Here is a 19,534-nt window from a genome sequence, read left to right on the forward strand (position 1 = left end):
GCGGCATGCGGCGCCGAGGAAGTCGATGCTCACTCGCCTTCAGGTGCCCGCGGGGAAAGCGATAGCGCTGGCCGCCATGCCGACGGCCGTGCTCATGGGCATGGGGCTGACCCCGCAGCTGGCGTCGGCGACCACCCGGGCCGAGGACCGCTACAAGGCCGGACCGTGTGTCTCCCAGCCGGATGAGGCCGACAAGGACGAGGCCGGGGACAAGAAGGACGCGTCCGACGGCAAGGACAAGGGCGGCAAGGACAAGGACGGCAAGGACTCGGGCAGCAAGGACTCGGGATCCAAGGACCAGGACGGTACGTCCGGTTCCGGCTCGAAGACCCCCTCGGCCCCCTCGACTCCGTCCGGGGGCGGGGACGCCGCACCGTCGAAGCCGACCCCCACCCCGAGCCCGTCCGGCACGTCGGGTACCGGGGGCGACGAGGAGTCCGGGGAGCCCAGCGCCTCGCCGAGCCCGTCGGAGTCCAAGACCAAGAACCCGCTGGACCCGCTGGGTCTCGGGGACACGCTGCACGACATCTTCACCCCGGACGAGGCCGACAAGGCCAAGGCCGACGAGGGCGGCGCGTCGGCCGAGCCGAGCGCCACGCCCAGCCCGTCGGCGTCCTCCGCCTCGCCCAGCCCCTCCCCGTCCACCGGCAAGAAGGCCGACAACCCGGTCAAGGACACGGTGGACAAGGTCGGCGAGGGCGCCGAGGACACCGTCGACAAGGCGAAGAAGGCGGCCGAGGACGCCAAGGACAAGGCCGGCAAGGCCCTGCCGAAGCCCTCCCCGTCGGCGAGCGGCGACGGCGCGGACGGCGGCAAGGAGGGCTACCCCTGCCCCGAGTTCGACGCCGACGCGTACAACAACGCCGACGACGAGCCGACCGCGAGCCCGCTGCCCGACGACCCCTGGACCCTCCGGAGCACCCTGCTCACCCTGCACGGCCTGGACTACCAGGGCATCGTCGACGTCAGGACGCACAACGGCCAGTCGAAGAAGGTCCTCAAGTTCACCGCCGACGGCGTGGACATCAAGGACCTGCACCAGCTGGTCAAGGGCCCGGCCGGGACGACCACCAACGTGGCGGCGCGCGAGGGTTCCACCTCGACCTTCCGCAACGGCACGGTCACGATGTACACCGAGGAGCTGAAGGGCAACCTCCTGGGCATCATCCCGATCACCTTCAGCCCGAAGAGCCCGCCGCCGGTCAACATCCCCGAGGTGTTCTTCACCGACGTGACGGTCACCCAGGCCGGTCAGTTCGGCGGCGAACTGACCATCCCGGGAATGCACGTGTACAACACCGGGGAATAACCCCCGGAAAACCACATACCTGTTTGGGAGCCGCAAGGCCCTCCTCGGAGGGCGCCGCCCGCGGGCACCGGGCCGACCGCCCGGCGCCCGCGGGCGCGTTTGTCCGTGCCGGGCCCTATCATTACCTTGAGTGTTCGCATGGACGCGCACCATGCCGCTTGGCGCGCGCCGGGGGGAAACGGGGGCAGCGGTGGAGAGCCATATTTCGGTCGACGGCCCGGAGCCGGACGAAAGCCTGGAGCAGCTCGCCGAGTGGCTGCAGGGCGAGCCCGAACTGGCGGGCCGGGTCAAGCCGAAGGCGGCACCGCCGCGCGAGGGCGAGATGGGGGCGGCCGCGGAGCTGCTCGTGGTGTCGCTGGGCGCGGGCGGCGCCCTCTCCGTCCTCGCGTGCTCGCTGCGGGCCTGGCTGGCCCAGCCGCGCCGCTCCGGCATCAAGGTCACGGTCCACCGCCCGGACGGGCGGCGGCTGGAGATCGACGCCCGGCACGTGACCAAGGAGTCCGTCGAGGAGATTCTCCGGCAGGCGTTGCGCGCAGAAGAGGAATAGCCATGCGGTTGCCCGATTCCGAGCGTTCGCGGGCGGTGCTGATCGGCACAAGTCGCTATTCCGATCCGAAGCTTCCGGACCTTCCCGTGGTGCGCGACACCATCGAGGATCTGGCCGCGGCCCTCACCGATCCCGCGTACGGGGCCGTCCCCGACCGCCATTGCACCGTGCTGCTGGACAGCGGGGACATTCAGCGCGTGGGCCGTTCCTTACGGGCGGCGGCGGCCGAGGCGGAGGACCTGCTGCTGGTCCATTACGTCGGCCACGGCCTGATCGCCCCCAGGCGGCAGGACTTGTATCTGTCGCTGTCCGACAGCGAATGGGCGGAGCCCGAATTCGGCTCCCTCGAATACCGCAAACTGCGCGATGTCGTCCTGGACAGCCGCGCCACCTCCAAGGTCATCATCCTCGACTGCTGCTTCTCCGGGCGCGCGCTGAGCGGCACCATGGCCGGGCCGGACGCGGCCGTGATGGGGCAGGTCGACGTGGCGGGCACGTATGTGATGGCGTCCTCCCAGGGCAACGAGGTCTCCCTGATCCAGGACGGCGAGAAGAACACGGCGTTCACCGGCCGGCTGATCCGGCTGCTGCGGGACGGCGTGGCCGGCGGGCCCGAACTGCTCAGCATCGACGAGGTCTACCGGCGGCTCCAGACCACCATGACCGCCGAGGGCCTGCCCGCGCCCCTCCAGCGCGGCTCGCGGAACGCCGCCCTGCTCGCCCTCGCCCGCAACCGCGCCCACCGGCTCCCCGATCACCCCGCCCGGCACGAGGCCGCCGTGGCGCTGTGCGAGGCGGGGAGGTATGCGGAGGCGGCGGAGGCGTTCGGCGCCCTCCTGGAGGAGCAGGAGAGCCTGCTGGGCGCCGACCACGCGGCGGCGCTGCGCACCCGCCAGTGGCTCGCGCACACGCGCGGCGGGGCCGGGGCGCCCGGGGAGGCGGCGGACCGGCTGCGGGAGATCCACGCCGAGCAGGCCCGGCTGCTGGGCCCCGACCACCCGGACGCCCTGCGCAGCCGCCAGTTCCTCGCCGTCAACCTGGGCGAGTCGGGGCGGCGCCCGGAGGCGATACGGATGCTGCGGCTGCTGCTGCTCGACCGGCGGCGCGTCCTGGGCGACGACGACGTGGCGACGCTGCGCACCCGCCATGTGCTGGCCCACAACCTGGCCCGGACGGGCGAGCGCGACGAGGCGGCGGCACTGCTGCGCGAGCTGGTCGCCGACCGGGAGCGGGTGCTGGGCCCGGACCATCCGCACACGCTGCGGGCCCGGCGGGATCTGTCCGTACTCCAGTCTGCGGGGTGAGGGATGTTCGAGCACTTCACCGACCGGGCGCGGCGGGCCGTGGTGCTGGCCCAGGAAGCGGCCAGGGAGCGCAACCACCACCACATCGGCACGGAGCATGTGCTGCTCGGCCTGATCCGCGAGGAGCACAGCCCCGGCGCCGAGTTCCTGGCAGGCCTCGGGGTGCCGGTGGCCGGGGTGCGCGAGCAGGTGGAGTCCACTCTCATCAGGGGCACGACCGCGCTGAGCGGGCACATCCCCTTCACGCCCGCGGGCAAGCAGGCGCTGAAGGACGCGCAGCTGGAAGCGATTCAGCTCGGCACGGCCGACATCGCCCCGGAGCACCTTCTGCTCGGCTTGATGGATGAGGAGGGCGGCATCGCCACCCGGGTCCTGGGGTCCTACGGCATCGGCCGGGCGGCCATGCGGAAGCGGGCCCGTGAGCGTGCCGCCGGGGGGACCACACCCTCCACGAGCGAGTTCTTCGCGCGGTTCACCGACCGGGCCCGCCGGGCTCTGATGGAGGGCCAGGAGGCCGCCCGGAAGCTCCACCACACCCATCTGGGGACCGAGCACATCCTGCTGGGCCTGTTCCCGGCGGAGGGCGTGGCCGCGACCGCTCTGCACACCCTCGGCATCACGCAGGACGCGGTCCGGGAGCGGCTGATCAGCAGTGCCGGTTCCAGCGCCAAGCCGCCGACCGGTTCCATCCCGTTCACGCCCCGGGCCAAGACGGCCCTGGAGATGGCGCTCAAGGACGCCCTGACGCTCGGCCACAACTACATCGGTACCGAGCATCTGCTGCTGGGGCTGATGCGCGAGGAGGAGGGGACCGGGGGGAAGGTGCTGCGCGGGTTCGCCACCCGGCAGCAGGTGCGGGAGGAGATCATCCGCATCCTCACCGCACCGGTCCCCGAGCCGCCGCCCGTGGTCGTCGGGCGGGAGCGGGAGATCCAGCACCTCATGCGCATTCTGATGCGCAAGTCCCGTCACCACGCCCTGCTGGTGGGGGAGCCGGGCACCGGGCGCACGTCGATCGTCGCGGGTTTCGCCCAGCGCATCGCCCAGGGTGAGGTACCGGGAAGCCTGGCCGAGGTGCGGCTGCGCTCCGTCGACATCGCGACGGCCGCCCGGGAGGTGGTGGAGGACCCGGACCGTACGGTGCTGTTCGTCGACGACGTCCGGGCGGGCGACGCCGACGCGCTGCGCGCGCTGGTGCGGAAGGGGCCGCGGATCATCGCCGTCACCGACCCCACGGCCTACGGCGAACTCCGGGACGTCGGCGCGCACTTCCAGACGGTCCCGGTGGGCGAGCCCACCCATGACGAGGCCGTCGGCATCCTGAAGCTGGTGCGCCGCGAGTACGAGGCCCACCACCAGGTCACCATCACCGACGACGCCCTCGACGCCGCCGTCACCCTGTCCGCGCGCCACATCACCGATCGCGTGCTGCCGGGGAAGGCGGTGGAGGTCCTGGACGAGGCGGGGGCCAGGGTGCGGATCACGGACGGGGCCGCGCAGACCGTGGACGCGCGGCACATCGCGGAGCTGTTCGCGGACCGGGCCGAGGGCGAGCCGTCCGTCGACGACCGCTACGTCTGGGCCATGAGCTGAGCGGCCGGGCCCCGAAGGGAGCCCGGCCGCTCGATCAGTGCCGCGTGATTACCGGCTCTCGCCGCCCAGGTGGTGCACCCGGACCATGTTGGTGGTGCCGGGGACGCCGGGGGGCGAGCCCGCCGTCATGATCATGATGTCGCCCGAGCTGTAGCGGCCGAGCTTGGACAGCTCGGCGTCCACGAGGTCCACCATCGCGTCGGTGTGCTCCACGTACGGCACCACGAAGGACTCCACGCCCCAGCTCAGCGTCAGCTGGTTACGGGTGTCCGGCTCGGTGGTGAAGGCCACGATCGGCTGCTGGGCGCGGTAGCGGGACAGCCGCCGCGCGGTGTCGCCGGACTGGGTGAAGGCGACCAGCGACTTCGCGCCCAGGAAGTCGGCGATCTCGCACGCCGCGCGGGCCACCGAACCGCCCTGGGTGCGCGGCTTCTTGCCGGGCACCAGTGGCTGGAGGCCACGCGAGAGCAGCTCCTCCTCGGCGGCCTGGACGATGCGGGACATCACCTTGACCGTCTCGATCGGGTACGAGCCGACCGAGGACTCGGCGGAGAGCATGACCGCGTCCGCGCCGTCCAGGATGGCGTTGGCGACGTCGGAGGCCTCGGCGCGGGTGGGCCGGGAGTTGGTGATCATCGACTCCATCATCTGGGTCGCCACGATCACCGGCTTGGCGTTCCGGCGGCACAGCTCGATCAGCCGCTTCTGCACCATCGGGACCTTCTCCAGCGGGTATTCCACCGCCAGGTCACCGCGGGCCACCATGACGCCGTCGAACGCCGCGACGACGTCCGCCATGTTGGCGACCGCCTGCGGCTTCTCGACCTTGGCGATCACCGGCACCCGGCGGCCCACCTCGTCCATGATCCGGTGCACGTCGCGGACGTCGGCCGCGTCCCGGACGAAGGACAGCGCGACCATGTCGCAGCCCATCGTCAGCGCGAAGCGCAGGTCCTCGATGTCCTTCTCGGACAGCGCGGGCACGTTGACCGCCGCGCCCGGCAGGTTGATCCCCTTGTGGTCGGAGATCACCCCGCCCTCGATGACGATCGTCCGCACCCGGGGGCCCTCGACCGCGGTGACCCGCAGCTCGACGTTGCCGTCGTTGATCAGGATCTGGTCGCCCTTGGAGACGTCCCCCGGCAGCCCCTTGTAGGTGGTGCCGCAGATCGTCCGGTCGCCCTCGACGTCCTCGGTGGTGATGATGAACTCGTCCCCGCGGACCAGCTCGACGGGTCCGTCCGCGAAGGTCTCCAGCCGGATCTTGGGGCCCTGGAGGTCGGCGAGGACGCCGACCGCGCGCCCCGTCTCCTCGGACGCCTTGCGAACCCGGTGGTAGCGCTCCTCGTGCTCCGGGTGGCTTCCGTGGCTCATGTTGAAGCGGGCCACGTTCATACCGGCCTCGATCAGCGACTTGAGCTGGTCGTAGGAGTCGACGGCGGGGCCCAGTGTGCAGACGATTTTGGAACGGCGCATGAGGCTGATCCTATCGGTTTGTTTCGGAGCGGAATATTTCAGAGCGAGTCGAAGCCGATCCGAAGGCTAGTCGCTGACCAGATCGAAGGTCTGGCTCGCGATCTCCAGCTCCTCGTCGGTGGGCACCACCGCCACCGCGACCCGGCTGGTCCCGGCCGAGATCAGCCGCGCCGCGGAGCCGCGCACCGCGTTGCGCACCGCGTCCACCTCGATGCCGAACGCGGGCAGATCGCGCAGCGCGGCCTCCCGCACCGCCGGGGAGTTCTCCCCCACGCCGGCCGTGAACGCGATGGCGTCCAGCCGCCCCAGCACCGCGGTGTACGCGCCCACGTACTTCCGCAGCCGGTGGATGTAGACGTCGAACGCGAGCTGCGCGGCCGGATCGCCCTCGCCCATGCGGCGGCCGATCTCGCGCATGTCGTTGTCCCCGCACAGCCCGAGCAGCCCGCTGCGCTTGTTGAGCAGGGTGTCGATCTCGTCGACCGACATCCCGCCCACCCGGGACAGATGGAAGATCGCCGCCGGGTCCAGATCACCCGAGCGGGTACCCATGACCAGGCCCTCCAAGGGGGTCAGCCCCATGGAGGTGTCCACGCACACCCCGCCGCGCACGGCGGAGGCGCTGGCGCCGTTGCCCAGGTGCAGCACGATCGTGTTCAGCTCGGTGACGTCCTTGCCCAGCAGCTTCGCCGTCGCCCGGGAGACGAACGCGTGCGAGGTGCCGTGGAAGCCGTACCGCCGCACCCCGAACCGGTCCGCGGTGCCGGTGTCGATCGCGTACCGGGCCGCCGACTCCGGCATCGTGGAGTGGAACGCGGTGTCGAAGACCGCGACCTGCGGCAGGTCCGGGCGCAGCGCCCGGGCCACCTTGATGCCGGTGACGTTCGCCGGGTTGTGCAGCGGGGCCAGCGGGACCAGCTTCTCGATCTCCTCGACCACCTCGTCGGTGATCAGAGTGGGCTCGGTGAACCGGGTGCCGCCGTGCACCACCCGGTGGCCGATCGCCGCCAGCTCGGGCGAGTCCAGGCCCAGGCCCTGCTCCGTCAGCTCCTCGGCGACCTGCTTGAGCGCGGCCGTGTGATCGGCGACGGGGCCGTTCCCGATCCGCTCCACCAGACCGGAGGAGAGCCGGGCGCCGTCCGCCATGTCCAGCAGCTGGTACTTGACGGACGAGGAGCCGGAGTTGAGGACGAGGACGCGGGAGCCGTTCACGCGGTCTGCGCTTTCTGTGTCGGGTCGGCCGGGAGGGCCGGAGGGGTCTGGGACTGGGCCTGGACGGACGTGATCGCGACGGTGTTCACGATGTCGGAGACCAGGGCCCCACGGGACAGGTCGTTCACCGGCTTGCGCAAGCCCTGCAGCACCGGGCCGACCGCGACGGCGCCCGCCGAGCGCTGCACGGCCTTGTAGGTGTTGTTGCCGGTGTTGAGGTCCGGGAAGATCAGCACGGTGGCCTTGCCCGCCACCTCGGAGCCCGGCAGCTTGGTCGCCGCGACCGCCGCGTCCACCGCGGCGTCGTACTGGATCGGGCCCTCCACCAGCAGATCCGGGCGCCGCTCGCGCACCAGCTCGGTCGCCTTGCGCACCTTGTCGACGTCCGCGCCGGAGCCGGAGGTGCCGGTGGAGTACGACAGCATCGCGATCCGCGGCTCCACCCCGAACCGGGCGGCCGTGGTGGCCGACTGGATGGCGATGTCGGCCAGCTGCTCGGCGTCCGGGTCCGGGTTGACCGCGCAGTCGCCGTACACCAGCACCCGGTCGGCCAGGCACATGAAGAAGACGGACGAGACGATCTGGGCGCCCGGCGCGGTCTTGATGATCTCGAAGGCGGGCCGGATGGTGGCGGCGGTGGAGTGCACCGCGCCCGACACCATGCCGTCGGCCAGGCCCTCCTGGACCATCAGGGTGCCGAAGTACGAGACCTCGGCGACCACGTCGTAGGCCAGCTCGTAGCTGACGCCCTTGTGGGCGCGCAGCTTGGCGTAGCTCTCCGCGAAGCGCTCCCGCAGCGGCGAGGTCTGCGGGTCGACGATCTGCGCCTCGGTGAGCTGGATGCCCAGTTCGGCGGCGCGCTTGCGGATCGTCTCCTCCTCGCCCAGCAGTGTGAGGTCGCACACATCGCGGCGCAGCAGCACGTCGGCGGCGCGCAGCACCCGCTCCTCGGTGCCCTCGGGCAGCACCACCCGGCGGCGGCCGGACCGGGACCGCTCGATCAGCTCGTGCTCGAACATCATCGGGGTCACCCGGCCGGAGCGGGCCACCGCGATGCGGTCGGTCAGCTCGGCGGTGTCCACATGGCGCTCGAAGAGGCCGAGGGCGGTCTCGGCCTTGCGCGGCGCGCCCGCGTTCAGCTTGCCCTCGATGGCGAACAGCTCGGCCGCGGTCGGGAAGGAGCCGCCCGCCACCGCCGCCACCGGGGTGCCGGGGGCCAGCCGGGACGCCAGCGCCAGGATGTCGGGACCGGGCCGCTCGTCCAGGGTGAGCAGCACTCCGGCGATCGCGGGGGCGCCCGCGCTGTGCGCGGCGAGCGAGCCGACGATGAGGTCCGCGCGGTCGCCGGGCGTGACCACGAGACAGCCCTCGGTGAGCGCGGGCAGGAACTTGGGCAGCATCGCGCCGCCGAAGACGAAGTCCCGCACGTCCCGGGAGAGTCCGGCGTGATCGCCGAGCAGGACGTCGGCGCCGAGGGTGCGCACGATCTGCGAGACGGTGGGCGCCGACAGCGCCCCGTCCTCGGGCAGGACGTAGCCGGGCACCGGGAGCCGGGCGGCCAGCCGCTCGGCGATCTCCGCGCGGTCGTCCGGCGCGGCCCGGTTGACGACGACGGCGACGACGTCGCAGCCCTGCGCCTCGTACGCGCGGTAGGCGTTGTGCGCCTCGGCGTGGACGGCCTCCACGCTCTGGTCCTGGCCGCCGACGACCGTGATCACCGAGGCGCCGAACTCGTTGGCGAGCCGGGCGTTCAGGCCCAGCTCGTCCGGGAGGCTGGTGCCGGCGTAGTCGCTGCCCAGGACGAGGACGTACTCGTATGCGCGGGCCACCTCGTGGAAGCGGCTGACCAGGCGCGACACCAGCTCGTCGGAGCCCTGCTCGGCCTGGAGGGCGGCCGCCTCCTCGTAGCTCATGCCGCTCGCCGAGGCGGGCGGCTGGCTGAGCCGGTAGCGGGCCCGCAGCAGGTCGAAGAGACGGTCGGGGTCGTCGTGCACCAAGGGGCGGAAGACGCCGACCCGGTCGACATGGCGGGTCAGCAGCTCCATGACCCCCAGCTCGACGACCTGGCGGCCGTCACCCCGTTCGATCCCGGTCACGTACACGCTGCGCGTCACGCGTGCTCTCCGTTTCCTCGGCGTTTTCCTTACATGCATCCTTCGGACACAAATTGGCCGATTTAGGCGGCCCAGTCTTCTTGACAATACCTGCGGCCGTGGTTAGGACGCTCGGCAGCATGGGGGACACAGCACTACCCCGCCCATGAAACAATCGGACTGGCTCACATCTACCCGTAGGGAGCAGGAGACACAGCACGATGCGCATCGGAGTTCTCACCGCGGGCGGCGACTGCCCCGGCCTCAACGCTGTGATCCGGTCGGTCGTGCACCGTGCGGTCGCCGGCCACGGGGACGAGGTGATCGGCTTCGAAGACGGCTTCAAGGGACTCCTCGACGGCCGTCACCGCAAGCTCGACCTCGACGACGTGAGCGGCATCCTGGCCCGCGGCGGCACCATCCTCGGCTCCTCCCGCCTGGAGCGCGCCCGGCTGCGCGAGGCCTGTGAGACCTCCAAGGACCACGCCCGCGACTACGGCATAGACGTGCTGATCCCGATCGGCGGCGAGGGCACCCTGACCGCCGCCCGCATGCTGTCGGACGCGGGGCTGCCCATCGTCGGCGTCCCCAAGACCATCGACAACGACATCTCCTCCACCGACCGCACCTTCGGCTTCGACACCGCCGTCGGCGTCGCCACCGAGGCCATGGACCGCCTCAAGACCACCGCCGAATCGCACCAGCGGGTCATGGTCGTCGAGGTCATGGGGCGGCACGCGGGCTGGATCGCCCTGGAGTCCGGCATGGCGGGCGGCGCCCACGGCATCTGCCTCCCGGAGCGGCCCTTCGAGGTCGACGGGCTGGTCAAGATGGTCGAGGAGCGCTTCGCGCGCGGCAAGAAGTTCGCCGTCATCTGCGTCGCCGAGGGCGCGCACCCCGCCGAGGGCGCGATGGACTACCAGAAGGGCGAGATCGACCAGTACGGGCACGAGCGGTTCGCCGGTATCGGCAACCGGCTCGCGGCCGAGCTGGAGCGGCGGCTCGGCAAGGAGGCCCGCCCGGTCATCCTCGGCCACGTGCAGCGCGGCGGCACGCCCACCGCGTACGACCGCGTGCTCGCCACCCGCTTCGGCTGGCACGCCGTCGAGGCCGCCCACCGCGGCGACTTCGGCATGATGACCGCGCTGCGCGGCACCGACATCACCATGGTGCCGATCGCCGAGGCGGTCACCGAGCTGAAGACCGTCCCGGACCACCGCATGGACGAGGCCGAATCCGTCTTCTGAGCCACACCGTGCACGGTCCCCGCCCGGCCCGGGGGGACGGAGTCGATCAGGGGGTGAGTGGGGTTACCGGCGGATGGGCGGATTAACGGACCGTGCGTGGCTGCGCTACGCGACCCTCTTCGTACTGATCACGGCACTGGTCACCGGTGCCGTGATCGCGATCGGCGCACAGGGCGGCGGCCATCTCGCCGCCAACCGGGACCAGTTACGGAAGGCCTGCGACGGCGCCCTGCCGTACGGCGACCTCGAACGGCTGGTGCGCGACGCGCGCCCCGGCGAGCTGGAGCAGCACGGCACCATGCTCGCCCCCGGCCGGGAAAGCCGCTCCCTGCTCGACTGCTCGCTGTCCTGGGGCGGCGGCAACGAGGTCACCGTCCACGCCGAGGCGCTGGTCTCGGACGTACCCCAGGGCATGGAGACCCGCCAGATCGTCGGCCCCGGCCCCGGCGCCACCTTCACGGCGCCCGGCACCACCGGCCGGTACGGCGCGCGCGGCGCCTGGCTGGTCGCCGACTGCCTCGGCGGGCTGGACGGCCGGGTCCGCCCGACGACCGATCTGTACGTCACGGCCAAGGTCACCGACGGAAGCGCCGCGGAAGCGGGCGGGGCCGACGCCACGACCGCGCTCACCGGCTTCCGCACCGCCGTCCACGTCGCCAACGCCATCACCAGGACCCAGCGCTGCGGTGGACCCCCGCTGGACCCGCCCGCCCGGGTCGTGGCCACCGCCCCGGGCCAGGGCGGGGCCGGCCTGACCGGCGCGGCCGCGCGGCGCTGCGACTGGATCAGCCCGTCCTCGGTCCCGGGGCTCAGGCCCGGGGCGTGGGCCACGCGCGGCGACGCCCAGGACTCCCCCTCGCTGAGCGCCTGCACCGGCGACTGGGACCCGGACGCCCGGACAGGCGCGGGCATGGCGCCGCGGGAGTGGCAGATCACCGGGGTCGAGGCGGCCAGCTGGGCGGGGATCCTGGGCCGGTCCGCGTACGACTCGTACGAGCGCGAGGGCCATGTGCCCGGCTGGGGCGCGGACGAGGAGAACCGGCTCGTGGCCGCCGGGCCCGACGGCCCGGGGACGGACGACGGCGCGGACGGCCCGGGGACGGACGACGGCGCGGGCGCGGGGGGCCGGGTGGATCGTGTCCCCTCCTACCTCACCCGCCCCCAACTCGCCCTGTGGGCCCGGTCGGTGTGCGGCGGCCGGGTCACCTACCACCGCGTCTCCGTCCTGCCCCGGCTCCGCATACCCGACGGCGAGACCGTCCCGCTCGGCCCCAAGCGGCGCGCCGCGCTCTCCGAGACCGCGCACACCCTGCTGTCCCGCTACCTGGGCGCCGAGGACGGCTGGCCGAAGACGGCCGGCTGCCGCGATACCAAGGTGCTCGGAGAGGTGGAGGAGTGGCACTGACCACCGGGCCCCGGTCGCTGCTCACCCGGCGGCAGCGGCGCCGCGTCACGGCGGCCGCCCTCGCGCTGGCCCTCCTCACCGGCGCGGTGCTCTGGTTCGCGGGCAGCGGCGGCCGGGCGCTGGACGAGGCGTGCGGCGGGGCGCTCGCGGCGGACGAGGTCCGCGCGGTGCTCGGCGACAGCGGCGTGGAGGTGACCAGCAGCACCGAGGGCACCTTCGGCGGCGAGCGCGGCACCTCGCTGGCGGTGCGCTGCGAGGCGACCGCCGAGGACAAGGGCCGCGTCGACGTCACCATCTCCGGGGCGCCGCGCCCCCGCGCCGAGCACGGGACCGGCGAGCCGTACACCGCCGTACCCGCCCACGACACCCTCCCCGTCCCCCTGGGCCACGGCTGGTCCGGCCTCCTCGCCACCGACAACGCCCGCCAGGGCGACCCCGGCGACGGCAAGGCGACGGCGGCCGTGCTGCTCGACTGCGCGCGGGGCGGCCGCAGTCTGCTGATCACCGTACGGACCGCGCTCGGCGGCGCCACCCTGGACGACCCCGCCACCCGGCCCTCCTTCGTCCGCACCGCCACGGCCACCGCGCGGCGGGCCGACGACCGCTGGGACTGCGGCGCCCGGCTGGGCGGGCCGGTCCGCAGTGTCGGACTGCCGGTGAACAGGGACGAGTACGAGCCGCTGCTCGGCGCCACCGGCACCTGCGCGACCGTTCCCACCGCCGCCCGCTCCGCCGTCTCCACGGCCCGCGAGACCGCCCGGGCCCGCGCCCCGCGCGAGATCTGCGCCCTCGGCGCCCGCGACGGCTCGCCCCGCTACCGGCTCGACGCGTACTACGGGCCGTACGCGGACGACGCCCGCGCCCAGTACACCCGCAACGACGGCGAGGGCGTCACCCCCGCCGAGAAGCCCGCCGGGCGGCTCGGCCGGAGCGCCTACTGGGCCGGGGCGGACTGCCCGCACGGCGCCCCGCGCGCCCTGTACCTGATCCGCGCCGACGACGCCGACGGCGACGCCCGCGCCCGCCCCGACCTCGGCTACGAACGCGCGGCGCTGAAGGCGTTCGCGGCCCGTTCGGCCGAAGACCACGGCTGCGCGGCGCCCGTCACCCCTTGACGGCGCCGCCGAGCGTGAAGCCGCCGCCCAGCCGCCGGGCGATGAGCACGTACAGCAGCACCACCGGGGTGGAGTAGAGGATCGAGAACGCGGCGAGCTGCCCGTAGACGATCTGCCCGTGGTTGCCGAAGAAGGTGAAGATCGAGACGGACGCGGGGAGCTGTTCGGGGGAGAGCAGCAGCATGAAGGGGACGAAGAAGTTGCCCCACATCATGATGAAGCTGTAGATCGTCACGACCGTGATGCCCGGGCCCATCAGCGGCAGGATGACCCGCGTCAGGCTCTGCGCCCAGGACGCGCCGTCCGTCCAGGCCGCCTCCTCCAGGATGACCGGCACGCCGTCCATGAAGTTCTTCATCAGCCAGATCGCGAAGGGCAGTTGCGAGGCGGCGAGGAAGAGCGCGGTGCCGGACATGGTGTCGATCAGATCGACCTGTACGAAGAGTCCGTAGACCGGGACCATGATCGCGGTGATCGGCAGACACGTCGTGAACAGCACGGTCATCAGATACGGGCGCACCAGCCCCGACCGGAACCGCGACAGCGGATACGCGGCGAGCGCCGCGCACGCGACCGTCAGCGCGGTGGCGCCGCCGCACAGCACCAGGCTGTTGAGCATCGGCGTGAACGTGATCTCGTCCGTCCACACCGCCGCGAAGTTGTCCAGCGTCGGGGTGCCGGGCGCCGAGACCCGTAACGTCGCGTGGCTGTCGACCGAGGCGAGCACCAGCCAGGCCAGCGGGAGGACGAAGGCCGCCGCGACGACCAGCAGCGCGGCGTCGGCCGCCAGCCGGCGGCGCAGCCGGGGCGACCGGAGCCGCAGTCGGGGAGGCGACAAGGGGCGGGACCGTGGGCGGGCGGAGAGCACGGACAACCTCGGACCTCCTCGCGCGCTCGCGAGCGCAGTCGATCAGCGTCCCGACCATGAAACCGCCCGTCCGGCCGGAAGGGGAAGACATGTGCCGCGCCCGGCCGAAAGGCCCGGCGGCCGCCGGAGAACGTGAGTCCCCCGGCCCTTCGGGGGAGAGAGGACTGGGGGAAGTACGCGACGGGTGGCGTCAGCCGATTTCGAGGAGCCACCTGCCGGTGCCGTCATCCAGGGGGGAGCAGAAGACGGGGCCCATGCCGTCCGTCAGCTCATCGCCCTTGTGCAGGCAGGTGGCCTGGTCCGGGACGATGTACTGCTTGACCTCGGCCTGCGCCGAACCCATGGTGATGCCCGTGACGGCCGCGAGACCGGCCAGGACGACGGCTGCCTTCGTCAACTTCTTGCGCATGTTCTTGTCCCTGCGTCGGGTTCCGGTGGACGACAACAAGGCTGCTGGGACGGCCTATTGATCCACTAACAGCCCGCTAATGCGCCGCTGCCGCCCGCCCCGGCAGGCTCGGCCCGACGTCCACCGGCTGGTCGTTGCGGATCTGGTCGAACAGCCGCCTCGCCTGCGCGGTGTCCCACTGCACGGCGCTGCCCTTGGAGGTCTTGAGGTTGGTGTTGGACACCGGGACGTTGAGCTGCTTGCCCGCGCCCGAGGTGACGCCCTTCATCGCCTGGAACAGGGACATGAGGGTCTGGAGATTCATCTTCTTGTCCACGATGAGCGTGTCGAGCCCCGCGCTGACGGTCGGGAAGGCGGCGAAGGGATTGGCCAGAACGCCCGGGGTGGCGGCCTTCTCGGCGAGGGCGGCCAGGAACTTCTGCTGGTTCTGGGTGCGCCCCAGGTCGCCGTTGGCCTCCTGCTTGCGCTGCCGTACGAAGGAGAGCGCCTTGCCGCCGTCGAGGGTCTGGCAGCCCTTCTTCAGGTCCAGGCCCGACTTCTCGTCCTTGATGTCACGGTCCACGCACATCCGTACGCCGCCGACCGCGTTGACGATGTCCACGAAGCCGCCGAAGCCGATCTCCGCGTAGTGGTTGATGTGCAGTCCGGTGTTGCGCTCGATGGTCTGTACGAGCAGATCGGGGCCGCCGCGCGAATAGGCCGCGTTGAGCTTGTTCTGCTCCTCGCCGTAGCGCTTGCCGGTCTCGGGGCGGATGTACGTCGGCACTCTCACCCACGAGTCGCGCGGGAGGCTCATCATCGTGGTGCCGTGGGCGCCGGTGTGCAGCACCATCATCGAGTCGGTGCGGCCGCCCTCGGCCGAGCCGGTGCTCAGGCTCTGCTTGGCCGAGGCGGACAGGCCCGCCCGGCTGTCGGAGCCCACGATCAGGTAGTTGGTGCCCTTGCCGAGCGGCGGGCGGTTGGGGGCCTTGTCGAGGTCGACCTGCCGCTTCATCTGGGTGTCGGCCCAGATGTAGGTGCTGCCCGTGGCGACCAGCAGCGCCGAGACCATGACGATCGCCAGGCGGGTGAGGCGGCGGCGCCGGCTGAGCGGCTCCTTGGGGGCGCGGCGCCGTACGACGGGAGGCTCGTCCTCCTCTTTCCTGAACCCGTCCCCGAACCCGTTTCCGGACTCGTCCCTGAACTGGTCCCGGAACAGGGGCCGCTGGGCCTCGTCCCCGTACCGGCCCCGCTGGGCGGGGATGTCCGCGCGCGTCGCCGCGTAACCCGGTCCGGCACCGCCCGGGGGCGGTGGCGGAGGCGGTGGCGGAGCGGGAGCGGGCGGCACGACGGGGATCGACTCGGTCTGCGCGTTGGCCGTCTCCCGGGCGGACACCCCCGCCTCCCCGGCCGGCTGCTGCCGGAGGTACGCCGCCGTCCCCTGCCGCTGCTGCTCGCCGTCTGCCCACCCTTCCCGCCTGTCGCTCATGAGGGCAGCCTCCCTTCGGATGGAAACGTGCGTATGCCTGCTGCTGACTACTGGTACGGCTGCGGCGGCTCGTTGTCTCGATGCGAGGCGTCTCGACGCGAGGCGCGGGTGTGATGTCAGGCTCTCTGGTACGCGGCCGGGTCGCCGATCGTCTCCCCGGCCGTCCCGGAGCGCTGGATGCGGTGCCACTTCAGCCGGGCGCCGAGCAGCAGGGCCACCACGGACTGGATGACCACCAGATACATCAACTGCCGGTAGGCGAACAGCTGGAACGGCAGCGACCACAGGGTCCGCATCCGCTCCCCGTCCAGCCGCAGCGCGTATCCGGCGCACACCGTCTGGATGCCGAGGTACGCGAGCCACACCCCGGCCGACTCCGTCGGGTCCTGGAAGAGGATCCCGTACACCGCGAACAGGTCGATCACGGGCGCGAGCAGCGGCAACACGACCTGGAAGAGCGCGAGATAGGTCAGCCCGCGGCGGCCGAAGCGCCCTTCGGGGCCCAGCGAGAAGACGGCACGGCGGTGCTTCCACATGGCCTGCAGCGTGCCGTACCCCCAGCGGTAGCGCTGCCGCCAGAGCTGGCGCAGCGAAGTGGGGACCTCGGTCCAGGCGACGGCCGTCTCCTCGTACACCACGCGCCAGCCCGCCCGCCACAGCGACATCGTGAGGTCGGTGTCCTCGGCGAGGGTGTCCTCGCTGACCCCGCCGACGGCCATCAGTGCCTCCCGCCGGAAGGCGCCGATGGCGCCGGGGACGGTCGGCATGCACTCCAGCACCTCGAACATGCGGCGGTCGAGGTTGAAGCCGAAGACGTACTCCAGGTGCTGCCAACGGCCCAGCAGGCTGCGCCGGTTGCCGACCTTGGTGTTCCCGCTCACCGCGCCGACGTCGGGCTGGGCGAGCGGCTGGATGAGCTGACGGATGGCGTCCGGTTCGAAGACGGTGTCGGCGTCGACCATGACCACGATGTCGTGCTTGGCGTGCGCCAGTCCGCTGTTGAGTGCGGTCGGCTTGCCCGAGTTGGGCTGGCGTATCACCAGCACCCGGGAGTCGTTGCTGGCGGCGGCGATCTCGGCTGTCCGGTCCGTCGACCCGTCGTCGATCACGATGACCTGGAGCTTCTGGTGGGTGGAGGCGAGCAGCGACCGAATGGTGCCCTCGATGCCGGCCTCCTCGTTGTACGCGGGGACGAGCACCGTCACCGGGTCGTTCACCACCCGGGGCGGCGGTCCGTCGGTCCCGTAGCGGGTGAGCCGCCGGACGTGGGCGCGCGCGAACACGACGAGCAGCACCAGCCGCAGCACCCCCAGCGCGCCCGCGATGCCCAGCACCCACGTCATGATGGTCACGAAGGCGCGGCCGACGGCCGCGAGCGAGATCAGGGCGGTGCCCTGCCAGCGCTCCATGGTGGAGGACCGGGTCTCCACCGGCGGCACCCCGAGCCCGCCCGTCACCGTGGTGAACCTCCGCACCCGGGGGTTCTTCAGCAGCTTCTCCGTCTGCCGGTACGCGGTGTCCGTCTGCGGGAACTGCCGGACCACCCCCTGCGACGGCCGCTTCGACGCCTTGTCGGCGGCGACCAGCGCGTACCCCTGCGCGGCGACGCGCCGCGCCGCCTGCCACTCGACGCCGCACAGCGTCTCCACGTCGGTGGTCAGCGGCATCCGCATCAGCCGCGGCTCGGCCCCCACGGTGCCCGCGAGCGCCGACTCGGTCAGCGACAGCTCCATCGTGGAACGGACGGAGGACGATGTGCCCATGTCGGCGCCGGTGTAGGTGTTGGAGCCGATCTCATGGCCCTCGGCTCTGATCCGCCGCACCAGCTCCGGATGCTCGGCCGCCTTGGCGCCGGAGAGGAAGAACGTCGCCCGTGCCTTGTGTCTGCGCAGCAGGTCGAGGATGCGCGGTGTCCACTCGGGGTCGGGTCCGCCGTCGTAGGTGAGCGCCACCGTTCCGGCGGGCATGCTCACCGTCTTCACCTGCCCGTTGTTGATCTGCACCACCGGGCCGCCGCCGACGATGTCCTTCGGTACGGGGCTGGTGCACGCGGGCCGCGTCTTCGCGGCGTCCACCTCGTGGGTGGTCCAGCCCTGGAACATCAACAGGCCGAACATGACGGGGAGGATCAGTGAGAGCAGCAGCCAGTGCGCGCGCGGGTCACGGGACCGCTTGTGTCGGCCTCCTCGGATCGGGTGGCTCATCGGCTGGATCGTCCCCCAGGGTTCTGGGTCGCATGAGCCACGGTCACCGTGGCACGTCTTCGGTCGAGGGTCGGCGGATGCCGTCGCCGCGAGGGGCGGCCCCGCGCGGCTCAGACGGTCTCACCGTAGTGAGGACGGCTCAGCGGCCCGGCCCAACCGGCGGCAACGGATAAGAATCCGCCGACGCCGCCCTCGGGGGCCGCCCGATCACGTATCGTCTGTCGGCGGCCCGGCCACACGCCCCGTTCAGCGGCGGAGGGCGTTCTCCTCCCGCATGTGCGACAGCTTCTGGGGGTTGCGCACCGCGTACAGCCCGGTGATCAGGCCGTCGTCCATGCGCACCGCCATGACGGTGTCGACCGCGCCGTCCTCGCCGTCCTGCCGGAAGATCAGCGCCGGGTGGCCGTTGACGTGCGCGGGCCGCAGCGACCCCAGGGCGGCGATCCGGCCCAGCCCGGCGGCCAGCAGACGGCCCACCTTGTCGGCCCCCACGACGGGCCGGAGGACTGCCTGCTTGATGCCGCCGCCATCGCCCAGGAAGACGACATCCGGCGCGAGGATGTCGAGCAGGCTCTGCAGATCGCCGGTCTCGGCCGCCCGCTGGAACGCGTCGACCGCGTCGCGGCTCTCGGCCGGGGACACGGCCCCGCGCGGACGGCGCGCCGCCACGTGCGCCCGTGCCCGGTGGGCGATCTGGCGGACGGCGGCCGGGCTCTTGTCGACGGCGTCGGCGATCTCGTCGTACCCGAGGTCGAACACCTCGCGCAGCACGAACACCGCCCGCTCGGTCGGCGCCAGCGTCTCCAGCACCAGCAGCATCGCCATCGACACGCTTTCGGCCAGCTCGATGTCCTCCGCCACGTCCGGGGCGGTCAGCAGCGGCTCGGGCAGCCAGGGGCCGACGTAGGACTCCTTGCGGCGGCCGAGCGTACGCAGCCGGCTCAGCGCCTGGCGCGTGGCGATCCGGACCAGATACGCGCGCTGGTCCCGTACCGCGCCGAGGTCGACCCCCGCCCACCGCAGCCAGGTCTCCTGCAGCACGTCCTCCGCGTCGGCGGCCGAGCCGAGCATTTCGTAGGCGACGGTGAACAGCAGATTGCGATGGGCGACGAACGCCTCGGTTGCGGGGTCCGTCGTGTTCTTGTTCTCCACCGGCTGCTCCTGCCTGTTCGCTCTCGGCCATGCCACGCGCATGAGACGCCGGTCGCCGCGCTGCTGTGACACCTCCGCCCGGTGGCGCACGTCACACGGCCGGAGGTGTCACACGTAAGCCGTCGTCGGCAT

General features: G+C 72.1%; 15 protein-coding genes. 7 read left to right on the forward strand and 8 right to left on the reverse strand.

Annotated elements, in window-relative coordinates; all coding sequences use genetic code 11:
- The first annotated feature begins 25 nt into the window (after positions 1 to 25).
- From ABZ562_RS10690 to ABZ562_RS10705, 4 genes are all read left to right on the forward strand, one after another.
- Positions 26 to 1,309, forward strand: coding sequence for a hydrogenase expression protein HypF (locus ABZ562_RS10690; RefSeq protein ID WP_361476386.1), 1,284 nt, complete (start codon positions 26 to 28; stop codon positions 1,307 to 1,309).
- A gap of 190 nt (positions 1,310 to 1,499) precedes the next feature.
- Entirely contained in the window at positions 1,500 to 1,856 is a 357-nt protein-coding gene (locus tag ABZ562_RS10695; protein WP_361476388.1) for a hypothetical protein, read from the forward strand.
- A gap of 2 nt (positions 1,857 to 1,858) precedes the next feature.
- The gene (locus ABZ562_RS10700) at positions 1,859 to 3,160 is read left to right on the forward strand and encodes a tetratricopeptide repeat protein (protein WP_361476390.1); all 1,302 of its coding nucleotides are present in this window, start codon (positions 1,859 to 1,861) and stop codon (positions 3,158 to 3,160) included.
- A 3-nt stretch (positions 3,161 to 3,163) separates the two neighbouring features.
- On the forward strand, positions 3,164 to 4,753 hold the full coding sequence (locus tag ABZ562_RS10705) for a Clp protease N-terminal domain-containing protein (protein WP_361476392.1): 1,590 nt from the start codon (positions 3,164 to 3,166) through the stop codon (positions 4,751 to 4,753).
- Positions 4,754 to 4,801: 48 nt separating this feature from the next.
- Here ABZ562_RS10705 and pyk read toward each other — a convergent pair whose 3' ends face one another.
- From pyk to pta, 3 genes are all read right to left on the reverse strand, one after another.
- Entirely contained in the window at positions 4,802 to 6,229 is a 1,428-nt protein-coding gene (gene pyk / locus ABZ562_RS10710) for a pyruvate kinase (RefSeq protein ID WP_361476394.1), read from the reverse strand.
- Positions 6,230 to 6,295: 66 nt separating this feature from the next.
- Positions 6,296 to 7,441, reverse strand: a complete 1,146-nt coding sequence (locus tag ABZ562_RS10715) for an acetate kinase (RefSeq protein ID WP_361476396.1) — start codon at positions 7,439 to 7,441, stop codon at positions 6,296 to 6,298.
- The gene (pta, locus tag ABZ562_RS10720) at positions 7,438 to 9,555 is read right to left on the reverse strand and encodes a phosphate acetyltransferase (protein ID WP_361476398.1); all 2,118 of its coding nucleotides are present in this window, start codon (positions 9,553 to 9,555) and stop codon (positions 7,438 to 7,440) included. Before pta ends, ABZ562_RS10715 begins: the two co-directional genes overlap by 4 nt.
- Before the next feature lie 200 nt (positions 9,556 to 9,755).
- On the opposite strand from pta, the gene ABZ562_RS10725 reads away from it, so the two are divergent.
- From ABZ562_RS10725 to ABZ562_RS10735, 3 genes are all read left to right on the forward strand, one after another.
- A complete protein-coding gene (locus tag ABZ562_RS10725) occupies positions 9,756 to 10,781 on the forward strand; it encodes an ATP-dependent 6-phosphofructokinase (RefSeq protein WP_361476400.1) in 1,026 nt (341 codons plus the stop codon).
- Positions 10,782 to 10,854: 73 nt separating this feature from the next.
- Positions 10,855 to 12,186: a hypothetical protein gene (locus tag ABZ562_RS10730; RefSeq protein ID WP_361476402.1), complete on the forward strand. Its 1,332-nt coding sequence runs from the start codon at positions 10,855 to 10,857 to the stop codon at positions 12,184 to 12,186.
- Positions 12,177 to 13,301, forward strand: coding sequence for a hypothetical protein (locus ABZ562_RS10735; protein ID WP_361476404.1), 1,125 nt, complete (start codon positions 12,177 to 12,179; stop codon positions 13,299 to 13,301). Before ABZ562_RS10730 ends, ABZ562_RS10735 begins: the two co-directional genes overlap by 10 nt.
- Here ABZ562_RS10735 and ABZ562_RS10740 read toward each other — a convergent pair.
- The 5 genes from ABZ562_RS10740 to ABZ562_RS10760 form a co-directional block, all read right to left on the reverse strand.
- On the reverse strand, positions 13,291 to 14,139 hold the full coding sequence (locus ABZ562_RS10740; protein WP_361476406.1) for a carbohydrate ABC transporter permease: 849 nt from the start codon (positions 14,137 to 14,139) through the stop codon (positions 13,291 to 13,293). The two genes, ABZ562_RS10735 and ABZ562_RS10740, sit on opposite strands and share 11 nt — an antisense overlap.
- Before the next feature lie 220 nt (positions 14,140 to 14,359).
- Positions 14,360 to 14,578 carry a hypothetical protein gene (locus ABZ562_RS10745; protein ID WP_361476408.1) on the reverse strand — a complete coding sequence of 73 codons (219 nt, stop codon included), beginning with the start codon at positions 14,576 to 14,578 and terminating at the stop codon, positions 14,360 to 14,362.
- Positions 14,579 to 14,654: 76 nt separating this feature from the next.
- Positions 14,655 to 16,046: an LCP family protein gene (locus ABZ562_RS10750; RefSeq protein WP_361476410.1), complete on the reverse strand. Its 1,392-nt coding sequence runs from the start codon at positions 16,044 to 16,046 to the stop codon at positions 14,655 to 14,657.
- A 116-nt stretch (positions 16,047 to 16,162) separates the two neighbouring features.
- Positions 16,163 to 18,250, reverse strand: a complete 2,088-nt coding sequence (locus tag ABZ562_RS10755; protein ID WP_361476412.1) for a bifunctional polysaccharide deacetylase/glycosyltransferase family 2 protein — start codon at positions 18,248 to 18,250, stop codon at positions 16,163 to 16,165.
- A gap of 246 nt (positions 18,251 to 18,496) precedes the next feature.
- Complete coding sequence (locus ABZ562_RS10760; protein ID WP_361476414.1) at positions 18,497 to 19,444, reverse strand: RNA polymerase sigma-70 factor; 948 nt, start codon at positions 19,442 to 19,444, stop codon at positions 18,497 to 18,499.
- Between the last annotated feature and the right edge of the window lie 90 nt (positions 19,445 to 19,534).

The organism is Streptomyces sp. NPDC019937, from assembly GCF_040631655.1.
In the GTDB taxonomy this organism is placed as follows: domain Bacteria; phylum Actinomycetota; class Actinomycetes; order Streptomycetales; family Streptomycetaceae; genus Streptomyces.

Bases quoted from the DNA above. Each gene is read 5' to 3' on its own strand.
- pyk (WP_361476394.1), bottom strand. From the start codon at position 6,229: ATGCGCCGTTCCAAAATCGTCTGCACACTGGGCCCCGCCGTCGACTCC.
- ABZ562_RS10725 (WP_361476400.1), top strand. From the start codon at position 9,756: ATGCGCATCGGAGTTCTCACCGCGGGCGGCGACTGCCCCGGCCTCAAC.
- ABZ562_RS10755 (WP_361476412.1), bottom strand. From the start codon at position 18,250: ATGAGCCACCCGATCCGAGGAGGCCGACACAAGCGGTCCCGTGACCCG.
- ABZ562_RS10705 (WP_361476392.1), top strand. From the start codon at position 3,164: ATGTTCGAGCACTTCACCGACCGGGCGCGGCGGGCCGTGGTGCTGGCC.
- ABZ562_RS10750 (WP_361476410.1), bottom strand. From the start codon at position 16,046: ATGAGCGACAGGCGGGAAGGGTGGGCAGACGGCGAGCAGCAGCGGCAG.
- ABZ562_RS10700 (WP_361476390.1), top strand. From the start codon at position 1,859: ATGCGGTTGCCCGATTCCGAGCGTTCGCGGGCGGTGCTGATCGGCACA.
- ABZ562_RS10760 (WP_361476414.1), bottom strand. From the start codon at position 19,444: ATGCGCGTGGCATGGCCGAGAGCGAACAGGCAGGAGCAGCCGGTGGAG.
- ABZ562_RS10745 (WP_361476408.1), bottom strand. From the start codon at position 14,578: ATGCGCAAGAAGTTGACGAAGGCAGCCGTCGTCCTGGCCGGTCTCGCG.
- ABZ562_RS10730 (WP_361476402.1), top strand. From the start codon at position 10,855: ATGGGCGGATTAACGGACCGTGCGTGGCTGCGCTACGCGACCCTCTTC.
- ABZ562_RS10690 (WP_361476386.1), top strand. From the start codon at position 26: ATGCTCACTCGCCTTCAGGTGCCCGCGGGGAAAGCGATAGCGCTGGCC.